This window comes from Denitrificimonas halotolerans (assembly GCF_034259425.1).
Classification (GTDB): domain Bacteria; phylum Pseudomonadota; class Gammaproteobacteria; order Pseudomonadales; family Pseudomonadaceae; genus Denitrificimonas; species Denitrificimonas halotolerans.
Map to the genome: position 1 here is coordinate 19,733 of NZ_JAXIVU010000014.1, position 18,039 is coordinate 37,771.

General features: G+C 47.9%; 18 protein-coding genes and 1 pseudogene. 10 read left to right on the forward strand and 9 right to left on the reverse strand.

Translation table 11 applies throughout. The annotated features are described in order from the left end of the window. Positions 1 to 347 precede the first annotated feature (347 nt). Positions 348 to 1,565, reverse strand: a complete 1,218-nt coding sequence (locus TOI97_RS09935; RefSeq protein ID WP_321553967.1) for a tyrosine-type recombinase/integrase — start codon at positions 1,563 to 1,565, stop codon at positions 348 to 350. Positions 1,566 to 1,740: 175 nt separating this feature from the next. Further along, positions 1,741 to 2,604, reverse strand: coding sequence for a YicC/YloC family endoribonuclease (locus TOI97_RS09940; protein WP_321553968.1), 864 nt, complete (start codon positions 2,602 to 2,604; stop codon positions 1,741 to 1,743). A gap of 136 nt (positions 2,605 to 2,740) precedes the next feature. Between TOI97_RS09940 and rph the strand changes: the two genes are divergently transcribed. Then, positions 2,741 to 3,466, forward strand: a complete 726-nt coding sequence (rph, locus tag TOI97_RS09945) for a ribonuclease PH (protein ID WP_321553969.1) — start codon at positions 2,741 to 2,743, stop codon at positions 3,464 to 3,466. A 29-nt stretch (positions 3,467 to 3,495) separates the two neighbouring features. Then, positions 3,496 to 3,879 (forward strand): DUF4870 domain-containing protein, encoded by a 384-nt coding sequence (locus tag TOI97_RS09950; protein WP_321553970.1) that lies wholly within the window; start codon positions 3,496 to 3,498, stop codon positions 3,877 to 3,879. A 67-nt stretch (positions 3,880 to 3,946) separates the two neighbouring features. Here TOI97_RS09950 and TOI97_RS09955 read toward each other — a convergent pair whose 3' ends face one another. Continuing rightward, on the reverse strand, positions 3,947 to 4,726 hold the full coding sequence (locus TOI97_RS09955) for an exodeoxyribonuclease III (protein WP_321553971.1): 780 nt from the start codon (positions 4,724 to 4,726) through the stop codon (positions 3,947 to 3,949). Between the two features lie 83 nt (positions 4,727 to 4,809). On the opposite strand from TOI97_RS09955, the gene pyrE reads away from it, so the two are divergent. Both pyrE and TOI97_RS09965 read left to right on the forward strand, forming a co-directional pair. Next, positions 4,810 to 5,451 (forward strand): orotate phosphoribosyltransferase, encoded by a 642-nt coding sequence (gene pyrE, locus TOI97_RS09960; RefSeq protein ID WP_321553972.1) that lies wholly within the window; start codon positions 4,810 to 4,812, stop codon positions 5,449 to 5,451. Positions 5,452 to 5,991: 540 nt separating this feature from the next. Continuing rightward, positions 5,992 to 7,356 carry a KamA family radical SAM protein gene (locus TOI97_RS09965; protein ID WP_321553973.1) on the forward strand — a complete coding sequence of 455 codons (1,365 nt, stop codon included), beginning with the start codon at positions 5,992 to 5,994 and terminating at the stop codon, positions 7,354 to 7,356. Between the two features lie 63 nt (positions 7,357 to 7,419). On the opposite strand, the gene argB is transcribed toward TOI97_RS09965, so the two are convergent. From argB to coaBC, 4 genes and pseudogenes are all read right to left on the reverse strand, one after another. Further along, positions 7,420 to 8,316 carry an acetylglutamate kinase gene (argB, locus tag TOI97_RS09970; protein ID WP_321553974.1) on the reverse strand — a complete coding sequence of 299 codons (897 nt, stop codon included), beginning with the start codon at positions 8,314 to 8,316 and terminating at the stop codon, positions 7,420 to 7,422. A 19-nt stretch (positions 8,317 to 8,335) separates the two neighbouring features. After that, positions 8,336 to 9,733 (reverse strand): annotated as a pseudogene (locus TOI97_RS09975) (phosphomannomutase/phosphoglucomutase); the annotation flags it as partial. Between the two features lie 65 nt (positions 9,734 to 9,798). After that, complete coding sequence (gene dut, locus TOI97_RS09980) at positions 9,799 to 10,254, reverse strand: dUTP diphosphatase (protein WP_321553976.1); 456 nt, start codon at positions 10,252 to 10,254, stop codon at positions 9,799 to 9,801. A gap of 2 nt (positions 10,255 to 10,256) precedes the next feature. After that, positions 10,257 to 11,465, reverse strand: a complete 1,209-nt coding sequence (gene coaBC / locus TOI97_RS09985) for a bifunctional phosphopantothenoylcysteine decarboxylase/phosphopantothenate--cysteine ligase CoaBC (protein ID WP_321553977.1) — start codon at positions 11,463 to 11,465, stop codon at positions 10,257 to 10,259. Between the two features lie 169 nt (positions 11,466 to 11,634). On the opposite strand from coaBC, the gene radC reads away from it, so the two are divergent. From radC to hldE, 6 genes are all read left to right on the forward strand, one after another. Further along, positions 11,635 to 12,309 (forward strand): RadC family protein, encoded by a 675-nt coding sequence (gene radC / locus TOI97_RS09990; protein ID WP_321553978.1) that lies wholly within the window; start codon positions 11,635 to 11,637, stop codon positions 12,307 to 12,309. Between the two features lie 262 nt (positions 12,310 to 12,571). Then, on the forward strand, positions 12,572 to 12,808 hold the full coding sequence (gene rpmB / locus TOI97_RS09995; protein WP_321553979.1) for a 50S ribosomal protein L28: 237 nt from the start codon (positions 12,572 to 12,574) through the stop codon (positions 12,806 to 12,808). Between the two features lie 10 nt (positions 12,809 to 12,818). Beyond that, a complete protein-coding gene (gene rpmG / locus TOI97_RS10000) occupies positions 12,819 to 12,974 on the forward strand; it encodes a 50S ribosomal protein L33 (protein WP_321553980.1) in 156 nt (51 codons plus the stop codon). A gap of 184 nt (positions 12,975 to 13,158) precedes the next feature. Beyond that, entirely contained in the window at positions 13,159 to 13,521 is a 363-nt protein-coding gene (locus TOI97_RS10005; protein ID WP_321553981.1) for a CidA/LrgA family protein, read from the forward strand. Then, the gene (locus TOI97_RS10010) at positions 13,518 to 14,234 is read left to right on the forward strand and encodes an LrgB family protein (protein ID WP_321553982.1); all 717 of its coding nucleotides are present in this window, start codon (positions 13,518 to 13,520) and stop codon (positions 14,232 to 14,234) included. Before TOI97_RS10005 ends, TOI97_RS10010 begins: the two co-directional genes overlap by 4 nt. Before the next feature lie 330 nt (positions 14,235 to 14,564). Beyond that, a complete protein-coding gene (gene hldE / locus TOI97_RS10015) occupies positions 14,565 to 15,986 on the forward strand; it encodes a bifunctional D-glycero-beta-D-manno-heptose-7-phosphate kinase/D-glycero-beta-D-manno-heptose 1-phosphate adenylyltransferase HldE (protein ID WP_321553983.1) in 1,422 nt (473 codons plus the stop codon). A 45-nt stretch (positions 15,987 to 16,031) separates the two neighbouring features. Here the strand turns inward: hldE and TOI97_RS10020 are convergent, their stop codons facing one another. Then, the gene (locus TOI97_RS10020; RefSeq protein WP_321553984.1) at positions 16,032 to 16,838 is read right to left on the reverse strand and encodes an aldo/keto reductase; all 807 of its coding nucleotides are present in this window, start codon (positions 16,836 to 16,838) and stop codon (positions 16,032 to 16,034) included. After that, the gene (locus tag TOI97_RS10025) at positions 16,825 to 18,009 is read right to left on the reverse strand and encodes an FAD-dependent oxidoreductase (protein WP_321553985.1); all 1,185 of its coding nucleotides are present in this window, start codon (positions 18,007 to 18,009) and stop codon (positions 16,825 to 16,827) included. The genes TOI97_RS10020 and TOI97_RS10025 overlap by 14 nt, the downstream gene beginning before the upstream one ends. Between the last annotated feature and the right edge of the window lie 30 nt (positions 18,010 to 18,039).

Below are 18,039 nucleotides of genomic sequence, written 5' to 3' on the forward strand. Positions count from 1 at the left end.
GTTTGGGGGCGGCTGACACTTGCTGATGAGCAATAAGGACACTTTACTGACATAGAAAACTCCTACTGGATGTGTTGTCAGTTCAGTAATGTATGAGTGAGATTTTTTTGAATCGACTTCGTGTGGTGTTGTATGCGGGATTTTTACGTGGGATTGATGATTCTGATAGGGCAGGCTTTAATCGGCAGGGTTGCGGCATTGCAGGGGCAGGTAACACTAATGTAATGCGGAGGTGTTTTAAATAACGAAGCTTAAACTGCAGGAATAATCACTGAGTAGGCCGATCCTCAGATGTAGAGTGGATGGCCTTGTCAGGTACATTTGAAGATGCTGAGATCAGCGCCCCATTAGTCGGCTTGTATAATTGGTGTGAGCTTTTGAGCAAGCTGATTCAGGGCGTCTCTTCTCTCGTCAAAGTAGTCGTGGCGGTTATAAATACCCTCTACCCCTCTGATTTTATGATTCAGGCAGCGCTCTGCTATATGGCCAGGTACGCCCAGCGAGGCTAGCAGGCTGCGACAGGTGCGGCGTAAATCATGCACAGTAAAATGCTCAAAATCCCCCATTTTGTTCTCAGGCTGCACAGCTCGACCTGGCTCTCTGCCGAATAGTTTTGATATAGCTCGATTCAATGTATCCTTGCCCATGTGAGGCATTTTGCTTGATCTTCTATTTGGGAAAACGTAAGCGGAATCAAAGGCACGAACTCTGAGCTCGTTTAGCCATTCAATAGATAAGTCGGGTAGTGGGATATCAATAGCTACACCAGATTTACTGCGTTCGCTAGGTAAATACCATATCTGCTTATCTAGATCGAACTCACTCCAGGTTGCTTCGGTTAACTCGCCTTTTCTCGCGCCTAGCAACACTAAAAGTGCACAGGCTAAGTAGTTATCGCGTGTGAAGCTGTCAGCCTCTTCCCTAAATTTATTAAAAGTGAACTTCAGCTCTTCTATTGTTAAGGCTCTGTCTCTACTTTTTTCTATGCCGCCGGCATCGTCCACTACAAAAGCACTTGCTGGATTGCCGGGGATTAGGTCTAGTTTGAGTGCGTGGTTAAACAGCTGCTTGCAGTACAGCAAGGCATCGTTGGCAATTGTTGGGCGGTTGCTTTCTGTGATGTTTCTTAAAATCTGTTTGATATCGCGTCCAGTAACAGCAGCTGGCTGCATTTGACCTATTACAGGCGCTATATCTTTGGTGTAAACACGGAAAGGCACGTGGTGGTGCTTCAGTCGTTTTATATTGCCTTCATGCCAGTCGGCGAAAAGATCATCGACGCTGTAAATTGAATCGTATTGAGCTCTTTTCTTTGCAATAAGGGGGTCAAGGCCATCGCGATGATGTTTCATCTTAAGTGCAGCTTCTATTCTTGCGTCGGCAAGAGATAAGTCTGCAACTCGACCAAGTGTCATCTCTCTGCGTTTTTTATTAGATGTGAAACGTAACATCCAATACGCACTGCCAACTTTGGGCACTACCAGATAAAGACCACCACCATCGGAAAAGCGGCCAGGCTCCCCCTTAACTTTTGCGTTAACTGATTTACTTGTAAGACTGGCCATTGCTCACTCCAAAAGTACCCACCACTTGTAAGAGAAAGGATACTACCATACCCACCATTATACCCACCACTTGATTGTAGATAGTGGTGGGTATGTATGGACTGCCATGGACTGTTTTGAAGTTGAAAGCCTTGTATTTGCTGGTTGAAAGGACGGGTATGGACTTGAGTGGATATCATTCGATGTTCTGCACCTGCTCCCGCATTTGCTCAATTAAAACCTTAATATTGACTGCAGCTTGGGTGGAGCGAGGGTCGATGGCTTTGGAGCCAAGAGTATTGGCTTCGCGATTAAGCTCTTGCATTAAAAAGTCTAAACGACGGCCAATGGCTCCGCCGGTTTTTAACACGCGGCGTACTTCGTTGACATGTGTTGCAAGGCGGTCCAACTCTTCTGCAACGTCACTTTTTTGTGCAATCAATACAAGTTCTTGTTCTAAGCGTTGTGGCTCAATTTCAACTTTGAGTTCTTGGCAGCGGACGAGGATTTTTTCTCGCTGTATGGCGAGCATCTCTGGTACCAGTTTACGCAATACTTGGGTTTCAGTTTGGATGGCGTCTAAACGCTCATTGATTAAACGCGCCAGATCAGCACCTTCTCGTGCGCGGCTGTCTTTCAGGTCTTGTAAGGCTGCATGAAAAAGCTCGGTTGCGGCCTGATTGATAGCTTGGCTGTCCACTGATTGAGCGCTCAGTACTCCGGGCCAAGCTAAAACGTCTAACGGGTTCAGTGGGGCAGGTTGCTGAATCTGTTGAGCAATGTGTTCAGCAGCTTTGATCAGTTGTTGTGCACGCTCTTGGTCAATTTGCAGTGCGGCCTCGCTGGAAGACTCGGTCAGGCGCAAGGTGCACTCAACCTTACCTCGTGATAAACCGTTACGCAGTGCTTCGCGGACTGTACCTTCAACTTCGCGTAGGTTATCAGGCAGGCGCAGGTGAGGTTCGAGGTAACGGTGGTTGACTGAGCGTAATTCCCAGCTCAGTGTGCCGTAAGCACCGTTTTGCTCAACGCGAGCGAACGCGGTCATGCTGTGCACCATGAGGAAACTCCAAATTAAGGGTAAGAATAATGCGCTAATTGTAGCGAATATTTCGTCTGGTTGTGTTTACAATAAGGATATCAGGGGGATCTCTCCCTATAATGTCTCATCCATTTTTAATGAACAGGAATATTCAATGATTCGTCCTAGTGGTCGCGAACTCGATCAGCTGCGCCAAGTGCGTATTACCCGTAACTACACTTGCCATGCTGAAGGCTCTGTTTTAGTCGAGTTTGGTAATACTAAAGTGATTTGCACAGTGAGTGTTGAAAACGGCGTGCCACGTTTTTTGAAAGGCCAAGGCCAAGGTTGGTTAACTGCTGAATACGGGATGCTGCCGCGCGCTACTGGTAGTCGTACCCGCCGTGAAGCCAGCAGTGGTAAGCAAGGTGGTCGGACTTTAGAGATTCAACGTTTAATAGGTCGTTCTTTACGTGCTGCGTTGGATATGACCAAAATGGGCGAAAACACTTTATATGTTGACTGTGATGTCATCCAAGCCGATGGTGGTACGCGTACGGCAGCGATTACCGGATCAATGGTGGCCTTGGTTGATGCTTTGGCGGTGATGGAAGAGCGTAAGCTGTTGAAAAATGGCTCGCCATTGAAGCAAATGATTGCCGCGGTATCTGTGGGTATTTACCAAGATAAGGCTGTGTTAGATTTAGATTACCCAGAAGATTCAACCGCTGAAACTGACTTGAACGTGGTGATGACGGATGCAGGTGGTTTTATTGAGGTGCAGGGTACTGCTGAAGGTGCGCCTTTTGGTTCTGAACAACTGACTGAAATGTTAGCCTTGGCGGAAAAAGGTGTGCAAGAGTTATTCGCTGTGCAGCAGGCTGCATTACAGAGTGAATAGCAACTTATAACTATTAAAGGAGGGTGGTAATGGACGAGCCAACGCAAGTACCAGTTACCCCAGAAGAAGCAGAATTGAGCAGCGAAATTAAACAGTGGGCGATGTTTACTCACCTTGCCGCTTTCGCAGCCTTTTTGATTCCTTTCGGCAATATAATTGGCCCGCTGCTGGTTTGGCAGCTGAAGAAGGATCTCGGTCCTTATATGGATAAAAATGGTAAGGAAGCAGTCAACTTTCAAATCACTATCGCGATAGTCGCTTTAGTGTGCATGATGTTGCTGTTTGTGGTTGTTGGGGCTGTACTGTTGCCAGTATTAGGTCTGTACTGGTTGATTTTAACAGTGGTGGCCGGTGTTAAAGCCAATAATGGCCAGGCTTACCGTTATCCATTAACCATTCGTTTTCTGAAGTAAAACGGGTTAAGCCAGTGTTGAATAACCTCGCTGAGAGATCATTGAGGTTGTTCAACACTGCGTGGTTTTAAACGCTTAGTACCCAATCATAATCAACGCTTAAAGGCGCATGCTGAGAGAAGCGTGGCTGCCTTGACAGTTTGGCACTGCGTACGGTGCGACGTAGGCCCTGTGATAAGACCTGATAGTCAAAGCGCCAACCCAAATTCAGTAGTTCGGCTTGCTCACTGTCAGCCCACCAACTGAATAAATCGCCTTCGCGACTCACTTCACGTAAAGCATCGATATAAGCCATTTCACCGAAAATGCTCTCCATCCAGGCACGCTCTGGTGAGGAGAAACCAATTTCTTGTTGGCAATCACGCCAATGTTTAACGTCTAACTTATTGTGTGCAATGTAGGTTGACATGCAATAAATATAGTCGCGGCGTTTACGGCGTTGCTTGTCTAAGTAACGGCCGAAGTCATCCATGAATTTAAATTTTTGATTGAGCTCAGCATCGCTTCCACGCCCCGAAGGCATTAGCACGCTTGCAATGCTGACCTTGTCGAAATCCGCCTGAATATAACGGCCATAACGGTCAGATGATTCAAAACCCAAACTGAAGATGATGGCTTTCGGTTGTAAGCGCGTGTAAATTGCCACGCCACCTTGTTCGGGCGATTCAGCATCGCAGGCATAGCAATAGTAGCCATGCAGTTGCACTTCGGGGGCTTCCATTTCATATGCGCTGGCACGGGTGTCCTGTAGACAGATGACATCCGCATGTTGCGTTTGTAACCAATCAAATAACCCTTGTTCGATAGCATTGTGAACCCCGTTCACATTGATACTAATAACCCGCATGGATAGCCCCTAGAAAAAAAGTATGTGTATGATACCGAACGTATTTAAAATTGGCTAAACCCTAGGTGTTTAAGGACCCATTTATGCAAGCATATCAACGAGAGTTTATTCAGTTCGCCCTTGAGCGCGGAGTGTTGCGCTTCGGTGAGTTTACCTTGAAGTCAGGACGTGTGAGTCCTTATTTTTTTAATGCGGGGCTGTTTGACTCCGGTTTAGCTTTGGCTAAGTTAGGTCGTTTTTATGCGCAGGCCTTGATGGATAGTGGTTTAGAGTACGACGTGGTGTTTGGTCCAGCTTATAAAGGGATTCCTTTGGCCGCGACCACAGCAGTGGCTTTAGCTGAGCATCACGGGCAGGATAGACCATGGTGTTTTAATCGGAAAGAAGCTAAGGATCATGGTGAAGGCGGTACTTTAGTGGGTGCACCTTTAGCTGGGAAAGTATTGATCGTTGATGATGTGATCACTGCTGGCACGGCGATTCGTGAGGTGATGCAGATCATTAGCGCCCAAGGTGCGCAAGCAGCGGGAGTGTTGATTGCACTGGACCGTCAGGAGCGTGGTGCCGGTGAGCTATCGGCGATTCAAGAAGTGGAGCGTGACTTTAAAATGCCAGTCTTAAGCATTGTTTCTTTAGAACAGGTATTGCAGTTTTTGGCTGAAAGCCCAGAGTTGAAGCAATATTTACCTGCGGTTGAACGTTACCGCGAAGACTACGGTATCTAGCAGGTTTGTGATCTGAAAGGCAGGGCGCAGGCGCGATGATTGGACGCGCGCCTTGCGTGCTGTGCATATGAATGAAAGTGACTCCAGTCGTCGGCGTGAGTGGGTTGGAGGCTATCATTGGTATGTGCTGAAATTTAGGCAAACAGCTGAAAATTGACTATTGTGTAGTAATAAGAGCGACTTTAAACAGTCCGAATGAAGGATTACAGTGTTATTTTTGTCTGACAAAATAGCCAGTCAGGAATGGATAAAGGCAGTTTTTGCTACTTTAGAATTGAGACGCAGGGTAAAATGCCGTAGTCTTACCCGTCTTTAAAGTAAGACAGTTACCTCTTTACGGAAATTTCCGACTTCAGGGAAGCTTTTCTTCCCTTCAATAATAACGATTAGGTAACGTCTTGATGTGCTTAATCGTAGCATTTGCTACTTATTTGTAGCTATCTTCTTCCCCTAGGGGATGCCCCAATACACAGGTGCTGGTAAAGGTAAGGCCTTGCGGCTTTGACTTGCGCTGAGCCTGTTAGAGAGTGGAGAGTAGCCATGACTCAAACAATAAATATTATGCCTCTAAGTAACGAGGGATTTACTGAGAACACCAACTTTCAGGTCTATACCGACCGTCAGTTAGATAAAATTGAACCGCTGCAAAAACTATCTGAAGAACAGCGTTTTGAAATGCGTGTAGTGGCCAGTGTTTTGCCATTTCGCGTGAATCAATATGTCATTGATGAACTGATCAACTGGGATGATGTGCCCAATGATCCAATTTTCCAATTGACCTTTCCGCAGCGCGGCATGTTAGAGCCAGCAGACTATGACCTGATGGCCCAAGCTTTACGTGATGAGCTGCCGCGTGCAGAAATCACTAAGTTAGCCCGTGAAATTCAAGCGCGCTTGAACCCCCATCCAGCGGGTCAGCAAGAAATGAACGTGCCAATGCTCGATGGTGAGCCATTGGATGGTATGCAGCACAAATACCGTGAGACGGTATTGTTCTTCCCGAGTCAAGGACAAGTGTGTCACTCATACTGCACTTTCTGCTTCCGTTGGGCACAGTTTATTGGCGATAAAGAATTGCGTTTTGCTAGTAACGAAGCGGAGTCTTTGCACCGTTATTTGACGCAGAACAAAAGCGTTACTGACCTATTAATCACCGGTGGTGACCCGATGGTGATGAAAACTCGCCATGTTGAAAGCTACCTTGAGCCCTTGTTGCAGCCTGAGCTAGAGCATTTACAAACCATCCGTATTGGTACTAAGGCGTTGACCTTCTGGCCGCAGCGCTTTGTTACTGACGATGATGCAGAAGATTTACTCAAGCTATTTAAGAAGCTAGTTGATGCGGGTAAGCATGTGGCAATTATGGCTCACTTTAACCATTGGCGTGAGATGGAGACCCCAATTGTTCGTGAAGCGATTCGTCGTCTGCGTGCAACAGGTGCGGTGATCCGTGGTCAAGCGCCGTTAGTGCAGCACATTAACGATGATCCTGAAGTGTGGGCACGCTTATGGCGTACACAGGTGCGTTTGGGCATCATTCCTTATTACATGTTCGTTGAGCGTGATACCGGTGCTAAGCGTTACTTTGAAGTGCCGCTAGTGCGTGCCTACGAGATCTACCGTGAAGCTATTCAGCAAGTGTCAGGCTTGGCGCGTACTGCCCGTGGACCATCCATGAGTGCAGGGCCAGGTAAGGTTGAGATTCAGAGTATTATTGAGCTCAATGGCGAGAAAGTGTTTGTTTTACGCTTTATTCAAGGGCGTAACCCTGATTGGGTGCAGAAGACTTTCTTTGCGAAGTATGACGAGAATGCCACTTGGTTTGATGACCTTGTGCCAGCATTTGGTGAAGAGAAGTTCTTCTTTACCGATGAGTATAATGCTATGTGTGCCGCTGAAGGCTAAACATGAAAACGCCCGCATCAATATGCGGGCGTTTTTTATGGCTGACTGGTGCTGTTCAGGGCATCAGTTATCTGTAATCAAAGTACCTACCCCGTGATCGGTAAAGATCTCAAGTAAGACAGCGTTCGGCACACGACCATCGATGATGTGCGCGCTATGAACTCCACCTTGTACCGCGTCTAACGCACAACGAATTTTAGGTAGCATACCGCCATAAATGGTGCCGTCAGCAATAAGCTCATCCACTTGTGTTGTGGTTAAGCCTGTTAGCACTTTGCCTTGCTTATCCATCAGACCAGCGATGTTAGTAAGGAGTATCAGTTTCTCTGCATGCAAGGCTTCAGCAACTTTTCCTGCAACTAAGTCAGCATTGATGTTGTAAGACTCGCCGTTTGGGCCCACTCCAATTGGGGCAATGACTGGAATAAAGTCGCCTTGGACTAGCATGTGCAGCAGGTCTGTGTTGACGCTAGCAACTTCACCCACTTGGCCGATATCAATGATCTCGGGCTTCTGCATATCTGGATCTTGGCGAGTAACCTTTAGCTTACGCGCACGGATTAAGCGAGCATCTTTACCTGTAAGGCCAATGGCATTACCACCATGGCTGTTGATCAGGTTAACGATATCTTTGTTCACTTGTCCGCCGAGCACCATTTCTACGACATCCATGGTTTCGTCGTCGGTGACACGCATGCCTTCGATAAACTGGCTTTCAATATTTAAACGTTTCAGCAAATCGGCAATTTGTGGACCGCCACCGTGGACCACTACAGGGTTAATGCCGACTGCTTTCATTAAAACGATATCGCGTGCAAAACCCGTTTTAAGCTCTTCGCTTTCCATGGCATTACCGCCATATTTGATCACCAAGGTTTTACCAACAAAACGGCGGATATAAGGTAGGGCCTCGGACAGTACCTCGGCAACATGCACAGCATCAGCACGATTTAGGTTCATCTGTAACAACTCCTATGGATTAAAAAGGTACGTCGAGGTCAGGGGCGATAGTCAGTAACTGTTGGCGGAACAGGGTGGTGACCTGCTCAAGCGCCTCGGCGGTTTCACCTTCAAAGCGTAAGACCAGCATAGGGGTCGTGTTGGATGCGCGAATCAGGCCCCAACTGGTATCAAAGTCTGCGCGTACACCATCAAGAGTAGTGAGTGCGGCGCTGCCCCATTGGCCTTCGTTTTGTAGGCGCTCAATAATTTTAAACTTGCTTTCTTCGGTGACTTCAACGTTGATTTCGGGGGTAGAAAGGTTGACCGGGAAAGAGGCAAAAACAGTATCAGAATCACGCGCATCTTGGCTGAGAATTTCTAGCAAGCGTGCAGCAGCGTAAATACCATCATCAAAACCAAACCAGCGTTCCTTGAAGAAAACGTGACCGCTCATTTCTCCTGCTAGGAGCGCGCCGGTTTCCTTCATTTTTGCTTTAATTAATGAGTGTCCGGTTTTCCACATCAATGGCTTACCGCCGTTGTCACTGATGACTTGTGCGAGACGGCCGGTGCACTTCACGTCGTAAATAATATCAGCACCAGGGTTGCGAGAGAGGACATCTTTTGCGAAAAGCATCATCAGGTGATCGGAGTAGATGATACGCCCTTGATTGGTGACTACACCTACGCGATCTGCATCACCGTCAAAGGCAAGACCGACATCGGCATTTTCTTCTTTAACTTTGGCAATCAGCTCCTGCAGGTTTTCGGGCTTACCTGGGTCTGGATGGTGATTGGGGAAGGTGCCATCGACATCGCAGTACAGTGGAATAATGGTGCAACCCAGTGCTTCTAATAGCTGTGGTCCAATTACACCACCAACGCCATTGCCGCAGTCAACCACTACGCGCATCGGCTTGTTCAGTTTAATGTCGCCTTTGATGTGCTCCAAATAACGCTGCAGCATGTCTACAGTGCTGTGACTACCGCTGCCGCTTTCAATGTTTTGTTCGATGATGCGGGTGTAAAGAGCGGTGATACGTTCATTGGATAAGGTGTCGCCAGCCACAACGATTTTAAAACCATTATAGTCGGGTGGGTTGTGACTACCGGTGACCATTACGCCAGAGCTGGCGGACAGAACGTTGGTTGCAAAGTACAACACAGGTGTGGGCACCATACCCAAATCTGTCACATGGCAGCCGCTATCGAGTAGGCCTTGGGTCAATGCTTGCACCATGTTGGGGCCGGAGAGGCGTCCATCACGTCCGACCACAACCCTGTGTTCGCCTTGTGCGATGCTTTCAGAGCCCACTGCGCGACCAATCCAGTAGGCTGTGTCGCTAGTGAGGGTTTGATCAATGATGCCGCGAATATCATATGCACGGAAAATACCCGCTGGCACATTTTGTGCTGTGGCAGTGGCGGGAGCTGTGTACTCGGTAGTTAGTCTAGTCAAAATGCAATATCCATATGTGATGAGCGTGGAGCTGTGCAGTGTTACTGTTGCCCAGTGTGGCCAAAGCCGCCATCGGCGCGCTCGCTTTGAGTGAAACTGTCAGTGATTTCTAGGCGTGCTTGAATAATCGGCACTAACACCAATTGTGCAATGCGGTCACCGGGTTCAATGGTGAAGACGCTCTCACCTCGGTTCCAGCAGGAAATTTGTAGCTGGCCCTGATAGTCAGAGTCGATTAAGCCGACTAAGTTGCCCAAAACTATCCCATGTTTATGGCCCAAACCCGAGCGCGGCAGGATCATTGCAGCTAGCGCTGGATCTTCAATGTAAATGGCTAAACCTGTTGGGATCAGTAGGGTTTGCCCTGGCTCAAGTTGAATCGGTTGTTCCACCATGGCGCGTAAATCGAGCCCTGCAGAGCCAGCGGTGGCGTATTCAGGGAGTGGGAATTGGGTGCCAAGACGTGGATCGAGGATTTGAGCTTGCAGACGGCGCATAATTAAACCTTGTTGATATGAGTGGCAATAAAATCAATCAATTGACGAGCAATTTTGCTTTTACTGGTTTGCGAGAAGTTGGTTTGTTGCTGCTGACGGTCAACAATGGTGATGGCATTGTCATCGCTGTTAAAGCCAATCGCCGTATTGGACACGTCATTGGCTACAATTAAATCCAGATTTTTATCGCGCAACTTGGTGGTTGCGTATTCCAACAAGTTTTGAGTTTCTGCAGCAAAACCCACACAGAAAGGGCGATCAGTGCGGCTGGCAATGGTGGCGAGAATATCTGGGTTGCGAATCAGCTTTAAAGTCATCCCATCTACGCTATTGGGGTCTTTTTTCATTTTTTGTTCAGCGCTGACCTCAGGGCGGTAGTCAGCTACAGCTGCGGCAGCAATCAATACATCGCAAGGCATGGCTGCTTCGCAGGCAGCAAGCATATCGCGGGCGCTGATGACATTAATGCGTTCGACACGGTCCGGTGTAGGTAAATGCACAGGGCCGCACACTAGCGTCACTTTGGCACCGGCTTCCGCGGCAGCCTCAGCTAAGCTAAAGCCCATTTTTCCAGAACTGTGATTGGTGATGTAGCGGACTGGATCAATGGCCTCTTGGGTGGGGCCGGCTGTGATTAAAATATGTTTGCCAGTCAGTGCTTGGTGGGCAAAAAGATCTGCGGCGTTTTGTGCTAGAACTTCAGGTTCTAACATGCGACCTAAACCCACATCACCACAAGCTTGTACACCAGAACCTGGGCCTAATAATTTAAAGCCGCGCTGTTGCAGTGTGCCAGCGTTGGTTTGGGTGGCTGGATCAGCCCACATGGCTTGATTCATTGCTGGAGCTAGGGCAACCGGAGCGTCAGTAGCTAAAATTAAAGTGGTTAGCAAGTCATTAGCTGAACCCTGGACTAAGCGCGCCATGAGGTCGGCCGTACAGGGTGCGATCAAAACTAAATCAGCCCAACGGGCCAACTCAATATGCCCCATGGCGGCCTCTGCTTTCGGGTCCAACAAGTCAGTATGCACAGGGTTGCCGGATAAGGCCTGCAGGGTTAAAGGGGTGATAAATTCACATGCGCCACGGGTCATTACCACATGCACATCGGCGCCTAAGTCGCGGAGGCGGCGTACCAGTTCTGCGCTTTTATATGCAGCGATACCACCACCAATGCCAAGAATAATGCGTTTTTGAAACAGCCTTTGCATGGGTCTGCCTGTTATCTGTAGTTATATTTAATTAAGGGAAATAGCTAAATTACTAATCTTGTCTAAGATAACATAGCAACTATGGTAGAGGCAGTGGTTGATCCATATGGATTATTGGAGTGTACGACGCTAGAGCAAGGGTGCTGGCTGGATAAGAAGGAGCTTGTCGATGAGTATGCAAAATTGGCCTGTCAACGAAAGACCCCGTGAGCGCTTGTTGGAATATGGTGCAGAAGTGCTGTCCGACGCTGAGTTATTAGCCATTTTTTTACGCACAGGTGTGCGTGGACGCAATGCGGTGGAATTGGCGAGGGATTTGCTTACGGAATTTGGTGGCTTGCGCCAATTGCTTGAGGCGGATAAAGACAGTTTTACCAAGCATTTAGGTTTAGGTCCGGCAAAATATTCACAATTACAAGCAGTCTTAGAAATGGGACGGCGACATTTGGCGGCCAGTATTCAACGTGAATCGGCCTTAGAAAGCCCGCAGGCGGTGCGTGACTTCCTTAAGGCGAAGTTGCGTCATGAGCCGCATGAGGTTTTTGCATGCCTATTTTTAGATACCAAGCATCGGGTTTTAACCTTTGAAACACTTTTTTACGGTACAATAGACGGTGCAAGTGTTTATCCGCGTCAAGTGGTCAAGCGTGCGTTGGCAAATAATGCAGCGGCGGTGATTTTGACGCATAATCACCCCAGTGGAGTCGCAGAGCCGAGTCAAGCCGATAAAATTCTCACTGAGTGTTTGAAAGAAGCGCTAGCGTTAGTTGATGTTCGAGTCTTGGATCATTTTATAGTGGGTGACGGTGAGCCGTTATCCATGGTGGAAAATGGCTGGATGTGATTCAATGCTAAGAGTAAAAACTTAGAAAAACTGCGGTTTCCTTGCTTCATGGATAAGATTCTGGTATAAAGCTCGGCTCGAATCTAAGAGAACCGGTCAATCACTTGAATTATTGAGTGTTGCTGTTGTTCCTTAGCCCAGACTGGGTAATAATATACGGGTTATGAAAACCATCATGTTTTTAACGACCTACGAAATCCTATTACGTTCTAAAGCAGCCAACCCATGCTGGGTTGAGCATGTGGTTTATGAGGGCTGAGATATGTCAAGAGTTTGTCAAGTAACCGGTAAGGGTCCGGTTACAGGGAACAATGTTTCCCACGCTAACAACAAAACCCGTCGCCGTTTCTTACCAAACTTGCAGCATCACCGTTTTTGGGTTGAATCCGAAAACCGTTTTGTACGTTTACGTTTATCTGCAAAAGGTATGCGCGTGATCGATAAGCGCGGAATTGACACAGTGCTAAGCGAGCTTCGTGCTCGTGGCGTTAAGGTTTAAGGAGAACACCATGCGTGAATTAATCCGTTTAGTGTCAAGTGCTGGTACAGGTCACTTTTACACTACAGATAAAAACAAGCGTAATACGCCTGATAAGCTGGAAATCAAAAAATTTGATCCAGTTGTGCGTAAGCATGTGATTTACAAGGAAGGCAAAATCAAGTAATTGATTGCGCTTCTGAGTATAAAAAACCCGCTATATGCGGGTTTTTTATTGCCTAATGTTTATATCATGAGCTTAGTAAGGCTGTTCCAAGGAGGGATGAGCCTTAGACTCTTAGTGCATTTCTTTTTCTCTAGTTCTTCGTATACTGCGGTTGCCCAATAAAAAATAAGCTTTGGAGATTGAGATGTTATTACGTGGGTTGAGTTGGTTGATTGGGTTCCAGCTGTTGGGAACTGCATTGAACGTGTTATTTTTTCCAGTGATTCCAGGGCCTATTATCGGGCTGGTGTTGTTATTTATCTATTTATTAGTACGTGGCAATGTCAGTGCGCCTATTGATGAAGCGGCTGCCAGTTTACTGCGTTACTTACCGCTGTTATTGGTGCCTCCAGCCATTGGTGTGATGGCCCATGTGGACGATATTCAAGCTGACTTTTGGGCCATTGCCGGTTCTTTAGTACTGTCGTTGGTGATTTCCATGGTAGTTATTGGTTGGTTGATGCAGCTGTTGATTAACCGTCAGGCACGTAAGAAGGGTGAGCAATGAATCTTGAATGGAAAGCTGCTTTGGATGCTGTTGTACAGCATCCGTTATTTTTAATTGGTTTGACTCTGGCTGTGTATCAGGTGGCAGTAGCAGCGCACGATAAAACGCGTTGGATTATTTTGCAGCCCTTGCTGGTGTCATCGGCGATTTTGATTTCTGTTTTGGTCCTGCTAGATATCGAGTATGCGACCTATAAAGAAGGCACTTATTTACTGTCACTTATTTTAGGTCCTGCCACTGTAGCTTTAGCGGTGCCGTTGTACTTAAATGTGCGCCGAGTGCGGCAAATTTTATGGCCAATTCTGATTACACTGTTTATCGGTGGTTTTTTTGCCACTGTATTAGGGGTGGCTTTGGCTTGGCTGTTTGGTGCTGAAGAAATGATTTTACAAACCATGGCACCTAAGTCGGTCACTTCGCCGATTGCAATGCTTGTTGCAGAGGAAATTGGAGGGTCGGCTTCCTTAGCTGCTGTTTTTGTCATGATCACCGGTATTTTAGGTGCCATGTTTGGGGTTGAATTGCTGCGTTTCTTCCGTATTAACAGTCCTGAAGCGCAAGGTATGGCGTTGGGAATGATTGCTCATGGGATTGGTACTGCACGGGCCTTGCAGGAGAACGAGGAAACGGGTGCTTTCTCAGCTTTAGGTATGAGTATGATGGGTGTCTTAACTGCGATTTTGATGCCCTTAGCGGTGGCCTTGATCACTTAAACGGCAATTCAGTCAATGTGGTGAAAAAAGACGTTTGGCCAAATACATTGTTGATGCCTCATTGCACAGTTTTGTTCTTAAGAAATTTGCAGTGCGGGCGGCAGTTGCGCTCAATCAAAGGGTCAGATGTATTTTGCTCAGTCTGTACGATCTAGAAATATACCCGCAGTGCAAAACAATGCTTAGGCTGGCAGTAAGAGTCATCTGCTATAGACCTTCGTTAACTAGGCTGTGCAACATCGATGGTGTTGTGAATCGACTGTAGCGCGGGAAAGCTAGCCCCGCAGCATGTTATAATCGGCGAAATTTTGATTAAGGTTGGACGTATTTATGAAGTCACCATTGCCACTTTTCGCTCAAGCCCCTGTTCTGGTGGTGGGTGATGTGATGCTGGATCGTTACTGGTATGGCAGCACCACACGTGTATCGCCAGAAGCGCCAGTACCTGTGGTGAAAGTTACACGTACAGAAGATCGCCCTGGTGGCGCAGCTAACGTAGCGTTGAATATTGCTGCTTTAGGTGCCCCTGTGCAGTTGATTGGTGTAACGGGTGCCGATGAAGCTGCAAATGCGCTCATTGAAAGTTTGCACTCGGTAGGTGTGCGTACGAACTTTTTGCGCAGCGTCGGTCAGCCTACCATTGTTAAACTGCGGGCCATGAGTCGTCAGCAGCAGTTATTACGGATGGATTTTGAAGAGTCTTTTAACATCAATGCAGAGGCTTTGTTAGCTGAGGTTGAAGCTGCACTTGATGGAGTTAAAGTGATGGTCTTGTCTGACTATGGCAAGGGCACCATTGGCAATCATCAAGCTTTATTAAAAGCAGCGCAGCAGCGTGGTATTGCCGTTTTAGCGGACCCTAAGGGTACGGACTTTTCTATTTACCGTGGAGCAACTTTGTTGACGCCGAATATGGCTGAGTTTGAAGCAGTGGCTGGGCCTTGTGCTGATGAGGCAGAGTTGATGCAGCGTGGCTCAGCTATGCTTAAAGAGTTGGAGTTGGGGGCTTTATTGATTACTCGTGGTGAACAGGGTATGACTTTGCTACGTAATGATATGGCTGCTTTACACTTGCCTGCACGCGCGCGCGAGGTGTTTGATGTCACTGGTGCTGGTGACACTGTTATTTCTACTATGGCAGCGTCCCTTGCTGCAGGTGAAAGTTTGCCGCAGGCAATGACTTTGGCAAACTTGGCTGCAGGTATTGTGGTCGGCAAGTTGGGCACTGCAACCATTAGTGCGCCTGAGTTGCGTCGAGCTTTACAGCGTGAGGAAGGTGCTGAGCGCGGTGTGCTCAGTTTACAGCAGTTGCAAGCAGCGGTAGAAGATGCGCGTGCGCAAGGTGAGCGGGTTGTCTTTACTAATGGTTGCTTTGATATTTTGCACGCAGGACATGTCAGTTATTTAGAGCAGGCTCGTGATCAAGGGGATCGTTTGATTGTAGCGGTTAACGGTGATGCCTCAGTCACTCGTTTGAAAGGCTCAGGCCGTCCGATTAATTCGGTGGATCGCCGCATGGCTGTGTTGGCCGGTTTGGGTGCAGTGGACTGGGTGGTGAGTTTTTCTGAAGATACACCTGAGAACCTAATCAGTTTGCTCAAGCCTGATATTTTGGTCAAAGGTGGCGACTATGGTGTCGATGAGGTGGTTGGCGCTGAGTTGGTTTACGCCTATGGTGGCGAAGTGCGGGTACTGGGTTTAGTGGATAACAGCTCAACCACCGCAATTGTAGAGAAAATTCGTAACGAGTAATAACCTACTGGACCTGACTCGAAAACAGAGTAGGTCCAGTGTGCTTTAGTTGTGTTTGGCTAGAATGTGTGCCACACACTCTGCGTTACTTTGCAGATGTTTAGGGTTGATGGTGCCTACAATGGCGCTGCCAGTAGCAGGGTGCTCAAAAATCATGGCAAAGCTGGCTTGAACAGGGTCAACTCCTTGGGCTAAACAAATGTGACCGCTGGCGAGGGCTTTTTTAATCAAAATGCCCTTGTTGTGTTGGGCTGCATAATCTAGAACCGGTTGTTCGTCACGCTCATTAAGGTTGTAGGTCACCATAGCGCAATCGCCTTTTTCTAAGGCTAAAATCCCACCTTCGGTTGTTTTACCCGAGAACCCATAACCACCAATTTTCCCTTCTTGTTTAAGTGCAGCCAAGGTGGCGTAAACCTCCTCTTGTTGCAGAATAGCAACATCGTCGCCATTGGAGTGCACCAGTACCAGCTCAATATGGTCTGTGCGTAACCGTTGTAAACTGCGCTCGACTGAGAAGCGGGTATGAGCAGCAGAAAAATTAAAGTGTGATTGACCCGCATTAAATTCTTCGCCGACCTTGCTGACGATGATCCAGTCTTGCCGCTGTCCTTGCAGTAGGTAGCCTAAGCGCTCTTCACTTAAACCGTAAGCTGGGGCTGTATCCAATAGGTTAATACCTAAGTCGCGCGCTTGGTTAAGTAAACTGAGGGCTTGTTGATCATCGGGAATAGTAAACCCATTAGGGTATTTGACACCTTGATCACGGCCCAGTTTAACGGTCCCTAAACCTAAGGGGGAAACGGTCAGGCCCGTACTGCCAAGTGGTCGATGAAAGTCATGAAGGGTCATTAAAGAGAGTCTCCCAAACAGGTGATGCGATCCTAGGACGGGGTAAGTCTGGATAGTTTTGTGTTGCGCTTGGCTGTATATGGTCACGAGCCAATAATTTAAGAACGCGATCTGTAAAGTCAGGCGCTAAAGCCAACTTAGTGGGCCAACCGATTAAGAGTTTGCCTTGCTCAGTTACAAAGGCGTTGTCGGGACGTGCCAGTCCGGATTGTACAGGCTCAGCACGGTCAACGCGCAATGTAGCCCATTGCGTATTGCGGTGTTCAACCCAAGGCAGCAATTGAGCCATTTCGGCCTGGGCAGCTTTGATTTGTTCGGTTTCTGAGCGTGCGACGCCATCGGCTTCAGCTAGATTACCACCTAAGTACCAAGCCCATTGGCCATCCGCCGTGGGGTGGGTCGTGACGGTAACACGGGGTTTACTGCCTCCGCCTAGACAGTGAGCATATAAAGGTAGCAATGCAGGACCTTTGGCGACGACCATGTGCAGTGGGCGCAACTGTTGTTCGGGCTGCGTTAAGTCAAAGGCCTTTAGTAGGTCCTGATTACCACGCCCAGCACAGCACACAACGCGTTGTGCATTAATACTGTAAGCATCCGCTTGCACCCCAAGCAATTGTCCGTCTTGATAGCGTGGTGTGATTTTTTGGGCATGCAGTAAGCTGTCATCAGCCAGTTTGGCGAGGCGTTCAATGAGGTTGGGTACGTCCAGTACCAGTTCAGCTAAACGGTAGACGCGGCCTTTAAAGTCTTTATGTTGCAGCGCTGGTGGTAGGTCTTGACCTTTCACTTGGTCCACGCGACCGCGCATGGCTTTGCTGGCAAAGAAACTGGTTAAGTTGCCAGCAATGGAGCCTGGTGACCACAAATAGTGAGCGTCAGACAAGACTCGAACGCCAGTTAAATCAACTTCGCCTGCGCCGGCCAACGCTTGACGCCAACGTTTGGGCATGTCAGCAATGGCTTCTGAAGAGCCTGTAAGTGCACCATGTAGCGCATATTTGGCACCGCCATGAATAATTCCTTGAGATTTTACTGACTGACCGCCGCCTAGGGTGTTGTGTTCAATTAAGAGTGTATTAAAGCCGCGCTGGCGCAATTGAGCATTGAGCCACAGCCCAGCAATACCTCCGCCAATAATGGCAATATCTGTGTTTAAGGTGAGTGACATAGCAGCCTCTCGCAAAAAATAAGTAAGCAG

Excerpts from the sequence above, each read along its gene's own strand:
- argB (WP_321553974.1), bottom strand. The coding sequence starts at position 8,316 with ATGAACCTAAATCGTGCTGATGCTGTGCATGTTGCCGAGGTACTGTCC.
- TOI97_RS09940 (WP_321553968.1), bottom strand. The coding sequence starts at position 2,604 with ATGGTGCACAGCATGACCGCGTTCGCTCGCGTTGAGCAAAACGGTGCT.
- TOI97_RS10010 (WP_321553982.1), top strand. The coding sequence starts at position 13,518 with ATGAATCTTGAATGGAAAGCTGCTTTGGATGCTGTTGTACAGCATCCG.
- TOI97_RS10025 (WP_321553985.1), bottom strand. The coding sequence starts at position 18,009 with ATGTCACTCACCTTAAACACAGATATTGCCATTATTGGCGGAGGTATT.
- TOI97_RS10005 (WP_321553981.1), top strand. The coding sequence starts at position 13,159 with ATGTTATTACGTGGGTTGAGTTGGTTGATTGGGTTCCAGCTGTTGGGA.
- coaBC (WP_321553977.1), bottom strand. The coding sequence starts at position 11,465 with ATGCAAAGGCTGTTTCAAAAACGCATTATTCTTGGCATTGGTGGTGGT.
- TOI97_RS09935 (WP_321553967.1), bottom strand. The coding sequence starts at position 1,565 with ATGGCCAGTCTTACAAGTAAATCAGTTAACGCAAAAGTTAAGGGGGAG.
- TOI97_RS09950 (WP_321553970.1), top strand. The coding sequence starts at position 3,496 with ATGGACGAGCCAACGCAAGTACCAGTTACCCCAGAAGAAGCAGAATTG.
- dut (WP_321553976.1), bottom strand. The coding sequence starts at position 10,254 with ATGCGCCGTCTGCAAGCTCAAATCCTCGATCCACGTCTTGGCACCCAA.
- rpmB (WP_321553979.1), top strand. The coding sequence starts at position 12,572 with ATGTCAAGAGTTTGTCAAGTAACCGGTAAGGGTCCGGTTACAGGGAAC.
- rpmG (WP_321553980.1), top strand. The coding sequence starts at position 12,819 with ATGCGTGAATTAATCCGTTTAGTGTCAAGTGCTGGTACAGGTCACTTT.
- hldE (WP_321553983.1), top strand. The coding sequence starts at position 14,565 with ATGAAGTCACCATTGCCACTTTTCGCTCAAGCCCCTGTTCTGGTGGTG.
- rph (WP_321553969.1), top strand. The coding sequence starts at position 2,741 with ATGATTCGTCCTAGTGGTCGCGAACTCGATCAGCTGCGCCAAGTGCGT.
- radC (WP_321553978.1), top strand. The coding sequence starts at position 11,635 with ATGAGTATGCAAAATTGGCCTGTCAACGAAAGACCCCGTGAGCGCTTG.
- TOI97_RS09965 (WP_321553973.1), top strand. The coding sequence starts at position 5,992 with ATGACTCAAACAATAAATATTATGCCTCTAAGTAACGAGGGATTTACT.
- pyrE (WP_321553972.1), top strand. The coding sequence starts at position 4,810 with ATGCAAGCATATCAACGAGAGTTTATTCAGTTCGCCCTTGAGCGCGGA.
- TOI97_RS10020 (WP_321553984.1), bottom strand. The coding sequence starts at position 16,838 with ATGACCCTTCATGACTTTCATCGACCACTTGGCAGTACGGGCCTGACC.
- TOI97_RS09955 (WP_321553971.1), bottom strand. The coding sequence starts at position 4,726 with ATGCGGGTTATTAGTATCAATGTGAACGGGGTTCACAATGCTATCGAA.